Origin of the sequence: Chitinimonas sp. (assembly GCF_041904975.1) — a bacterium.
Lineage (GTDB): Bacteria > Pseudomonadota > Gammaproteobacteria > Burkholderiales > Chitinimonadaceae > Chitinimonas.
The window spans coordinates 1-8,187 of record NZ_JAYRLZ010000201.1 but is presented as its reverse complement, the minus strand read 5'-3'; the positions used below and the strand labels follow the sequence as shown (position 1 = coordinate 8,187).

Genomic DNA, 8,187 nt, shown 5'->3' with positions numbered 1-8,187 from the left:
TGGGTGGCAGCCCGGTCTTGCTCAAGGCCAGCGGTCTGCCGGATTTTGTGACATTCACCCAAACCACCTTCGGCAACCGGGTGGCGGGTGTATTCCACGTCGCACCACACAGCGATGTGCGCGGCGACTTCACCATCACGCTTACCGCCAGCAACGACGGTGCCGGCAATGCCGAACGCGCGCGCAGCAGCAGTAGCAGCTTTGTGCTGAGCGCCACCAGCCTGACCATGCCGCCGCAATTGGTGGTGCCGGCCGAGGTGGTAGCCTTGCCTGGCCAATTGCTGCGTGTGCCACTGCTGGCCAGCGACCAGGATCAGGACCAACTGGACTTTGCCTTTACCGGTCTGGTAGGGGCCCGTATCGTTACCGGCAACTACGGTCAGGCTTGGCTGGAGTGGACGCCGCCAAGCGATGCGCCGCTGGGTAGCTACCCGGTCGAGCTGACCGTGCGCGATAGCGGCGAGCCGCCAGTGAATGTGCCAAAGCCGGTGGATTTTGTGCCGGTGCCGCACGTCGTCAAGGCCAAGCTCAATGTCGTGCTCAAGGCCAGCAACAGCGCGCCAGAGCTGCTCGATGTGAGCGCCAATGGCCAAACCTTGGCCAGCCAGTCCGGCAAGACAGTAGTGGGCGCCCAGGAAGGCAAGCCGCTGGCAGTGAGCCTGTTGGCACGCGATGCCGATGGCGACAAGCTGAACTGGACCGCCGAGCGCCTGCCCATGGGCATGAGCCTGAAGCAGACCTTGCTACCCAATGGCCAGGCACAACTGGCCCTGGACTGGACCCCCAATGTGTTTGCCGCCAAGGGCGCCAGCGAAGGCAACCCGAACGGCGTCTACACCGTGGTGCTGCATGCTGGCGACGGCATGGCGCAGCTGACCCATACGCTGGAGATCCGTGTAGCGCACGTCAACCATGCGCCAAGCATTCTGCCGATGCCGATCCAGCAGGTGGCTGAAGGCGATACGCTGAACTTTGACCTGATTACCAGCGATATCGATGCAGACGGGCTGGTGCTCAACCTGCTGCACGATGCCAACACCCCGCAAGGCGTGAGTTTCGATCCGCGCACCGGCAGCTTTGAATGGACGCCGCCGCTGGGCACGGTGATCGAGCCCGGTAGTAGCAACAAGGTGTACAGCTTTACCTTCAGCGCCAGCGATGGCATTGCCCCGCCGGTAATGCAGACCGTGCAGGTACGGGTGATGAAGACCGACCGCGCACCGCAGATATTTGCCTCGAACCACGCCCTGCAGGTGGGCCGTGGTTTCAGCCTCGACGTGATCAAGGGCGGAACCGCCGCCAGCGCGCGCGCCAATGGCGGCATTGTCGTCAACAACCTCGATGGCACCGTACAGACCCAGGCGCTGACCGTGGCGTTTGACAACCTGCCAGCCGGTGCCCGCTACGATGCGCCAGCCGGCAAACTGATCTGGACCCCCGGCCCGGCCCAGGTAGGCGACTTCCAGGTAACGGCACGGGTGAGCGACAGCTTTGGCACCACCAGCACCCGCGTGTTCACCCTGCGGGTAGCGGCCGATGCCAGCAGCAATGCCCCGGTGATCAGCGTCACCAACACGCCGTCGATGCCGGCCCAGCCCGGCCAGAGCGTGCTGTGCACCGTGCGTGCCAGCAGCTTTGCCGATATGGCGAGCATTACGGTGCAATACCGCGACACCGCAGCCGGCGCCACCGCCTGGACCAGCGCGACTCTTGACGATGCCGGCCAGTTCACCCTGCCCACCACTACGCCGGGCATGATGGAAGTGCGGGTACAAGCACGCGATGTGGATGGCTTCAGCAGCAGCCAGACCAGCCAGGTCTGGGTGGCCGACCCGCAAGACAGCAGCGCCCCGGCGCTGGCCTGGTCCGGCGCCCTGCAGGGTGACTGGGGCAGCCAGGGTGCCAGCCTGCAGCCGGTAACGGTGCAGCGGCCAACCCTGCTGCAGGCCCAGCTGGCCGACCGCCAGCTGATGGGCTGGCAACTGCAGCTGGCACCGGCCGGCAGCAATAGCTGGACTACCTTGTCCAGCCAGACCCTGGCCGCCGAAAACCGTGGCGGCATGCTCGATCTGGGCCTGCTCGACCCGAGCAGCCTGGCCAACGGCAGCTACCAGCTGCGCCTGAGCGCCTGGGACCTGGCCGGCCGCCATAGCGAAATCAAGGCAAGGCTGGTGATCGATACCGCCAGCAAGCAGCCGCAGCAAGCGCTGGAAACCGATGCCGTATTCCGGCTCGGCAACCACGACTTTGCCCTGAACCGCCAGCTACCAGCCGGCGCGCTGGCCAATGGCGAGCTGGGTGGCTGGAGCCTGCCGCTGCTCAACACCCACCTGACCACCGACCAGCCCGCGCAGAACAACGATGGCAGCACCCTGCCATGGCATGTGGGCGCACGCCTGTGGCTGCAGATGCCCGCCAGCCTGGCCACGCCGGGCGCGGCCAACCACTACCTGAGCTTTACCCTGGCCACGCGCAGCGAGACGCTGGGCGCAGGCCCCGGCGCGCCGACCGTATTGCACCCGGTGTTCGCCGCCAGCCAGGGTTGGACCCTGCAAGCGGTGGCGCTGGATGCCGGCGGCAATGTGCAGCCCGGCTCGGTCAACCTGCAAAAGGTGGGCCCTGGCCTGTATGACGAAGTGACCGGCCTGCCATGGCAAGCTGCCGCATGGCAGCTCACCGGCCCCGATGGCACCCGCTACACTCTCGATGCCCAGGGCAATATCCTGTCCGCCACCTTTGCCGACCAGCAGCAATGGCTAATCGGCCGCGATGGCATTGCCCTGCTGGGTGGCGACGCCAGCCAGCGCATCGACTTTGTGCGCAATGCCCAAGGTGCCATCAGCCGCATCAGCGGCCCGCTGGCAGGCAACGTTAAAAATCCGGCAGGTGGAAACGACACCCAAAATCCGTCTACCGCTACCGTGTTGTACAGCTACGACGCACGCGGCCGCCTGGAACAGGCACGCACCCTCGGCAATAGCGCCGGCAACGCCTACGGCTACCAGGCCGATGGCAGCCTGATCACCAGCCCGCTCACCGCCCAACTGGGCGAAAGCACCAGCTGGCCCGGTGCCGGCATCTGGCGCGGCACGCTGGGTAGCACCCCGGTCAATCTCGGCTATATCGTGCGCGACAGCGAGCTGGCCGCCACTATCAAGGCCAAGGGCGCCAGCGGCACTGTGCTGCTGGCTGTGCACACCCAGGGCCAAAACGTGAAGCTGAGCGCACCGGGCGCCGACATGGTCGGGCCGGTGCAGAACGGCAATTTCGCCACCACCCTGCTGCGGGTAAGCAGCGCCGGCGCCAAGCTGCTGACCCTGACTGGCAGCGGCGACGCCCAGCTGCAGATCAGCGTAGTGGGCGATGTGAACCTGGACGGCAAGGTAGACGGCAACGATATCGACCTGTTCGAAGCCGCACTAAGCAACCAAAGCACCAGCGCCGACCTCGACGGCAATGGCAAGGTGGACGATGCCGACCGCCAGCTGCTGTACGCCAACTACGGTTTTGCCAGCAATACCGCACCACAGGCCCAGGCCAGCGTCACCCTCAACACCCATGCCGGCCTCGCCGCCGAGGTGAGCCTGAGCGATCTGGCGCGCGACTTGCAGGGCGACGCCATCCACTGGCGCGTACTGGCCAGCGAACACGGTAGCGCCAGCCTGGCGGCCGATGGCAAAACCCTGCACTTTGTGCCGGCAGCCGGCTTTAGCGGCAGCACCACCATTACCGTGCAGGCCGACGACGGCTTTGCCGCCAGCGCCCCAATCACCGTAACAGTGAATGTGAGCGCAGCGCGCCTGCAAAACCTGCATATCAAGCGCTTGCCAAGCTTGGCAACTGGAAGCAGTGCCTTGCTACAGGTGCTGGGCGATTTCGCCGACCAGCAAGGCGTGGCCTTGCCGGCGGACTACCTGCAATGGAGCAGCAGCGACGCGCAAGTGGTGAGCGTGGACGGCCAGGGCCGGGTGCATGCACAAGGCGCCGGAACGGCGCTGATTACGGCAACGGCGCACGGAATCAGTGCGAGCAATGTGGTTTTTGCCAGTGCAACGGCAATTGCTCCAAACTCGGATCAAAGCGGCAATGAACTCGATACATTCCCGCTTAGTGTCGACTTGGCAGCAGGAACGGGCCAGCGGCAGATCGATGTTTATCAATTGAGCCAGCGCAGCGGTATGGGCGTTGATTATTCAACGGCGCAGTCAGGCACCCGCTATTTCATCAGTGACCCGAATATTGCCTCGATTTCTGCTGATGGTTTGATCAAGGCAAAGTCTGTTGGCTCGGCAACCATTACTGTGATCAATGGTGGGCTGCAGAGCACAATCGCATTGCGTGTTATGGACGCGGCGACTGGGCCTGTTCATGTGTCATCCAAGGAAGGAGCGGTCACCGTAGACGGCGATGGCAATACCTTGATGATCGGTGGCGGCGCATTGCCGGCCGATACTACTGCTTCCATTCAGAAGATTGATATGGCCTCGCTTGATCTGGAGCCGCCATGCAAAGGGATATTGGAGCCACTTGCTGCCGTAAATATTGATATTGGTGGCCTGACAGCAACGCAACCATTGCAATTGGCGGTGAAAGTTAATCCATCTGCTCTTTCCGCATCCGGCAAGGAAAATCCACTCCAGCCAGGTACCCAAGTATTGTTCTGGCGAGAAGGCGAGATACGTCTGGCTGACGGTTCGATGCATAAAACATGGTGGCTGATCGACGATGGGGTGATTGGCGATGATGGTATGGCGCATACCGCCAGCCCGCCTTATAACGGATTGCTGGTAGGCGGACGTGTGTTCATTACTGGGCGTAAATTGAACCCAGATGGCACGTCTGCGCCCGATGTGCGGATTAATCCAAAAACGGGTGAGCTACATACCAAGGGTGAAACTATCAATGTCGGGGTTGTGTATTCAAACCTCGCTAAAATAGCCATTGCAATGGGCGCCTTTGCCGCTGCACCGCCCGGTGTCGGTCTTGCAGTTATTTCGCTTATCATGGCACAGCAAGCGCCTACGGAAATCAACTTCCTGACCTATGACTTTGCGGGGACTTATCAGAAAAATGTGCCTTCCAATGAAATAGATAGTCACGTTTTCATGAGCTACATGGCAGCGCCCGCACATGCTGGCAGCCAAGAGCCCGATATTACGGGAATGGACTATGAGCAATTGAGCCAAACCTTGACGTTGACCGGCACAAATTTTGTACCGGGCACTCAGCATCCCAGTGGGTTCCGTATCAAAGTCTGGCTTGAGCCTCGTGGTAATCAGTTAACTAGCCACACCAAGGGAACACCGGAGCGCGGTTTGGTCTGGCAGGGGTTCGATGCGGAAATTGTTGGGCGGGACAAGGTCAAAGTGGTCTTGCCGCGGGGTATTTCGCTTTCGCAACATACTATTTATGTCGAGCGTATTGCCCTTACACCTGATTCCAATGGCATTGCAGTCGAGAATAAGTCTACGAGCGATGAAAGCAGCGCGATTGAAGGCTGGATGGACGGCACCAACAAAACGGTGGTAACCACCAAAAACAGCATCGAACTATTTGAGCCCACAACAAGTGATTCACGTACGAATAGTGCGCCAATTACCTTGCGTGCCCACATAACAGTTGATCAAAACGGCAAGGCGTTGCAGCTTGCTCAAGGGGCAAGTGAGCCGGTTGTATATAGTACTGATGGCACGCTCGCCTATGTGGCCGGTGCAAATAGCACTTTGTACGTTGTCGACATGACCTCAAACAACGTGGTCTATAGCCTGGCGCTCCAGCGTCCGAGTGGTCGAATTTCTGGCATGGTTTTGTCGGAAAACTGGCTCTATATCAGTCAAATTGATGGGCCGCAAGGAAAGGGTGGACTCAGCCGCGTGCGAGTTGATCAGCTCAGTAGAAAGTTCCTGGCGGAAGAGCAGAATATTCAACTGCCGGGTGCTGCTGCGACTAACTTCGTTTCGCTGGCTGTCAATATTAATAGCTACTTGGCCATTACGGCACGTGAGCCAAATGGTAGAGATGGTGCGGTGTACTTCCTTGACTTAAATCAGGTCAAATCGGATGGTCGCGTGAAGGCAGGTGCAGTGGCGAAGCTGGCGCATGATGCGTATATGTACCCAGATTCAATGGGCAGGAATCCGGTTTATATCATCAGTGGCAAAGAGGCCGGCCAATTCTTGCTATGTAATCGTGGTGATATGGATCGTGGCTTGGCCAGCATACAGCTACACTTTGATTCTACTGGGCAAATCAATGGCGCTACGTCGATTTCGGTTCAAACGCCGAACCTCGCAGCGTCGGTACCCTATATCGGCTTCAATATCAACACTGGCACCAACTTTAATGTCGGTCATACTTATCATCAAGACATTCAGAGTGCTGATAGTGTTGTCATGGTGGAATATGGTGGCGAGCAGTATGCGATCGTGTCGGACAAAAATCTTTGGTTCCAGGATCCATTGATTCTTGATACGGCTGAAGTTCCAAACAATCAGACCGGTGGTAAGCTGGGAATTGTGAAAAACCCATTTGGTCTGCATGGCGAAAAACCGGTATACCTTGGTGCCACCACACCTATGGTGGGGAGTGCAATCGGTAAATTAAGCCTGTCGGTCAATGAGCAGGGTGTTGGTACGCTATTCGGTAGCGTCTGGAACTATGAAGAAAATCTTGATCTGAACGCAGATCAGAGCTATTCGCTGATGACTTGGAATGTCGGCAATCTGATACAAGGTGCGCTAGATATGTATTCGGCAAATTCCAAACATTGGTATCCGATTGATCGAGATTTACCTTCTGGCAAAGGCAGCACGCCGCAACGGCCAGAGTTGACGCCTGCTCGTTATGATGGCCCCGGCGATGGTTCATCATTTGCGAATGCCGTGGGTGTGGGTAGCTTTAAAACGACGAATTTGGTGCCAACCGTTGGGCCGGTCAATATTCCACCGGTGAAGATCACCTACGTTGATAAGGAGCCGCCGGTTAAAATCACCAGCTATTACGATAGGGCCAATCCTAATAATTCCTGGCTGGGCGCGGCTTGGTTCTGGTTAGAAAATATGGCCATGGGCGGTTATCTGGAACGCTACGATAACCGGCTTGATAAATATAATGCTGGTGAGTTGACCTACGACCAGTTTGTTCGCGCAAATCTAGACGACACTGCGACCACAACGGGGGCTTTTGTTGTGGCTGGTGGTGCGGGCAAGCTATCTATCAAGCTCCTGGGTAGCGGCTGGAAAGGTGCAACTGCATCCGGTATGTCGGCGGGCGCCGCATTTGCAGCTATGGAGCAAGCCGGCGCCAATATGATCTACATCGATACGGCAGGTGCTGATGGCAAGCAGGGCATAGACTGGCGTCCGATAGGCATCGCAGCGGTTGCAGGTGGGGCCTTGGGCTTAATTGCGCACTGGATAATGGGAAAGATATTCCCGGATGCCCACCATGCGCCGGTGAATCGCGACCTGGAGCAAACCGCAGGCGGGCGCGTGGTGCCGCGGACTCGTAGTAATGAAGCACTGCCAAATGACGCCATTCCTGCGCCGATTGATCGCAGTACAGCGATTGAAGTGGAAGGCAAGGTTGCGGTAGTCAGCCCGCCGGCGGGCACTATGCGTTGTGCCGACGCCAGCGGATGGCTAGTAGACAATCTGGCGAAACTGGGCGAAATGGTAAAAGGCGCCCCTAATCCGGAGATCAAGGTGAAACAAGCATTGCAGGTATTGCAAGATTTGCGCAGTGGTGCACAGGCCGCAATGGTGGACCTGGATTTGGCAGAGCTGTTTGCGGCGCGTTATAAGGTGCCGACCTTTGAAAGCCTGAAGGCCAAGTTCTCCGGGCATTATTCGGGCGAAGCGCTGTATAACCGCATGCTGGAAGAAGTATATGCAACCGAGTGGGTGCGCTTTCCGGAAAATGTTGGTGGGTGTTTTATTGGTAGCACTAGAGTGCACACTGACAAAGGTTTGGTGCGCATTGACCAATTACAGGTTGGTGATATGGTGCTGTCGCAACCGGAGCAAGGTGGTGAGCAGGCCTACAAGCGGGTGCTCAAGACTTTCAGATACGAGAATAAGACCATTCGCGCCGTTACGTACTGCATACCAGGGTCCAATGATTTTGCAACGATTTATGCTACTGATAATCATCCATTTTGGGTTGTGGAAGAGGAACGATATCTTGAAG

At 58.5% G+C, this 8,187-nt stretch carries 1 protein-coding gene; it reads left to right on the top strand.

All coding sequences use genetic code 11. The features are described from left to right. The coding region (locus tag ACE3OH_RS16245; protein WP_374355280.1) for an Ig-like domain-containing protein at positions 1 to 8,187 on the top strand (8,187 nt) is incomplete at both ends.